We start from the raw sequence: 2,525 nt of genomic DNA, 5'->3' as shown, positions 1-2,525 counted from the left end.
CGTCGTTCCACCGCTCGTCCCCGGTGACCGCGCCCGGCGAGGTCGCCCGTCCGGGGCGTCGGTCGTCCCGCCGGCTCAGGCGCCGGCGCTGTCCTCCCCGGCGACCCTCGACGGGTCCGAGCCGACCGGGTGGCCGGTGTCGTCCACCAGGCCCGGCGCCATGCTGCCGCCGTGCGCCTCCTGGGCCTCCCGGGTCTCGCGCGCCGCCGCGTCGTCCGGTACGCCCGGCGCGCCTTTCCCGGGCCGCTCCTGCCGCTGCTCACTCATCTCTGCCGTCCTCCCGTCGCTCACGACCACCGGCGGTACCCGAGCGCCCCGCCCGGAAACCTCCGCCGAGTCCGCCCGCCCCCGCCGGTCAGCCGGCCGCCCCCGCCGGTCAGGAGGAGGCGCCGGCCGGACCGCCCGGCCGCAACCGAGCACGCCGCGGGGCTGACCGAATGCGGCACCGGTCAGCAGGACGTGCCGGCGAACTGCCCGCCCCGAGCCGGGTCAGGAGGTGCCGGCGCCGGCGGGGGCCGGCCGGTTTCGCCCGACCGGCTCGACACCCAGCAGCCCGGCCAGCCGGGCCGCGTCGCGCTGGGCCTGGTCCCCGCAGCAGTTGTTGAACAGCACGTGCAGCTCGGCGGACTGCTCCGCCAGCTCGGTCAGCAGCTCCGACCAGCGGCGCAGCTCCTCGTCGCCGTAGGCGTAGCGGAACTTCTCCTCCTTGTCGCCGGTCTCCCAGGCGTCGCTGTGCCCGTGAAAGCGGACGACCGCCACGTCCGAGGTGGCGAACAGGATCGGCGGCACCGACGACGGGTGCCCCTGCGGCATGTCGACGCCCACGAACGACAGGTCGTGCTCGCGCAGGAAGGTCAGCGTCTGCGGCGCCGCCGTACCGTCGAACCAGGACCCGTGCCGCAGCTCGACGGCGACCCGCCACGGCCGGCACCGCCCGGCCAGCTCGACGATGCGCCGCTCGGCGGCGGCGCTGCGCACCAGCCACGGCGGGAGTTGGAGCAGCACCGCACCGAGCCGGCCGGCCGCCGCGATCGGCTCCAGCGCCGCCCGGAACCGGTCCCAGAGCTCGTCGTACGCGACCGCGGGCAGATCGCGGCGCCGAATCCGGCCCGGGCCGCCCGCCGGTCGCAGGTCCCGCGGAAGCGCCGCGACCGGGGTCGGGTGCCCGGTGAAGAGGCGGAACGCCTTGACGTCGAAGGTGAAGCCCTCCGGGGTGGCGTCGACCCAGCCCTGCGTCGTCTCCGGCACCGGCACCGCGTAGTAGGACGTGTCCACCTCCACCAGGGGGAACCGGTCGGCGTAGAAGCCGAGCCGACCGGCGGGGGTGTTCGCCGCCCGCGGGTACCAGCCCGAGCGCAGCAGCATCTGGTCCGCCCAGGACGACGTGCCCACCTTGATGACACCCATGTAATTCAGTGCACCGCGGATCGGACGAATCGGCAACCGCTGGCGGAAACCGGCGCGGCCGAAGCCCGGAACTGTCGGTGCGCCGGCCTATCCTGAGGGCCGTCTTGACGTCGGACGAAGGGTGACCGCCATGACCGTTCCCGAACAGCTGCTGACCAGTGAACGGGCCGATCTGCTGCAGACCCTGCGCCGCCACCGGGGCTTCCTGCGGCAGACCGTCGACGGGCTCACCGACGAGCAGGCCGCGAACCGCAGCACCGTCAGCGAGCTGTGCCCCGGTGGCCTGATCAAGCATGTGGCCACCACCGAGGACCGGTGGATGCGGTTCGCCGTCGGCGGCGCCGAGGCGATGGTGAGCGAGCCGGTCGACTGGACGGGCCAGTTCCGCATGCGGGAGGGCGAGACACTGGCCGGGCTGCTCGCCGACTACGACCGGGTGGCCGCCGCGACGGACCAGCTGGTCGCCACGCTCGACCTGGACGTCGCCCATCCGCTGCCGCAGGCGCCCTGGTTCGAGCCCGGCGCGAGCTGGTCGGTCCGCCGCGTCCTGCTGCACCTCATCGCCGAGACGTCGCAGCACGCCGGCCACGCCGACATCCTGCGCGAGGCGATCGACGGCGCCCGCACCATGGGCTGAGCGCCGCCCGCCGGCCCGCCGTCCGGTTCCCCCGCGCTCCTCCCCCCGGCCCCGGGTTGTCCGACGTCACACCGCACCTCATGTGACGTACCGGCGCTCGGTGGCGCTGAGGGACACGAGATGAAAGCACACCGGATGGACCAGGACTCCGTCGAGCGGCTGCTCGGCGGAGTCGTCGGCGACCCCCAGGACGGCACGCAGTCCCTCACGCTGCTCCTGACCGCGGTCCGCGCCGCACCCCGTGCCGGTGAGCTCGCCGGAGAGGACGCCGCTGTCCGGGCGTACCGGCTGGCCCAGGCGGGGACACCCCTCGGCGTGCCGCGCGGGCGACGGCGCGGTTTCGCCCTCGCCGGTATCGGCGTCCGCGCCACCGTGGCCGGGCTCGCACTCGTCACCACCGGCGGCGTGGCGCTCGCCGCCGCCGGTGGCGCGCTGCCCAACCCGTTGTGCGGTCCGACCCCCGCCACCGCCCCGCCCTCGG

The 2,525-nt window shown here is 75.3% G+C and carries 3 protein-coding genes and 1 pseudogene; 2 read left to right on the top strand and 2 right to left on the bottom strand.

All coding sequences use genetic code 11. From position 1 onward, the window contains the following. Positions 1 to 75: 75 nt before the first annotated feature. Both NCC78_RS30765 and NCC78_RS30760 read right to left on the bottom strand, forming a co-directional pair. Positions 76 to 267 carry a hypothetical protein gene (locus tag NCC78_RS30765; RefSeq protein WP_250798921.1) on the bottom strand — a complete coding sequence of 64 codons (192 nt, stop codon included), beginning with the start codon at positions 265 to 267 and terminating at the stop codon, positions 76 to 78. Between the two features lie 222 nt (positions 268 to 489). Then, positions 490 to 1,407 (bottom strand): DUF72 domain-containing protein, encoded by a 918-nt coding sequence (locus NCC78_RS30760; protein ID WP_250798920.1) that lies wholly within the window; start codon positions 1,405 to 1,407, stop codon positions 490 to 492. 130 nt (positions 1,408 to 1,537) lie between these two features. On the opposite strand from NCC78_RS30760, the gene NCC78_RS30755 reads away from it, so the two are divergent. Next, positions 1,538 to 2,044, top strand: coding sequence for a DinB family protein (locus NCC78_RS30755; protein ID WP_250798919.1), 507 nt, complete (start codon positions 1,538 to 1,540; stop codon positions 2,042 to 2,044). Between the two features lie 120 nt (positions 2,045 to 2,164). Further along, positions 2,165 to 2,525: pseudogene (locus NCC78_RS30750) on the top strand (hypothetical protein); the annotation flags it as partial.

It is taken from the genome of Micromonospora phytophila (assembly GCF_023656545.1).
In the GTDB taxonomy this organism is placed as follows: Bacteria; Actinomycetota; Actinomycetes; order Mycobacteriales; family Micromonosporaceae; genus Micromonospora; species Micromonospora phytophila.
The sequence above is the reverse complement of the archived record's forward strand: the minus strand, read 5'-3'. Positions and strand labels throughout refer to the sequence as shown.

Bases quoted from the DNA above. Each gene is read 5' to 3' on its own strand.
- NCC78_RS30755 (WP_250798919.1), top strand. From the start codon at position 1,538: ATGACCGTTCCCGAACAGCTGCTGACCAGTGAACGGGCCGATCTGCTG.
- NCC78_RS30765 (WP_250798921.1), bottom strand. From the start codon at position 267: ATGAGTGAGCAGCGGCAGGAGCGGCCCGGGAAAGGCGCGCCGGGCGTA.
- NCC78_RS30760 (WP_250798920.1), bottom strand. From the start codon at position 1,407: ATGGGTGTCATCAAGGTGGGCACGTCGTCCTGGGCGGACCAGATGCTG.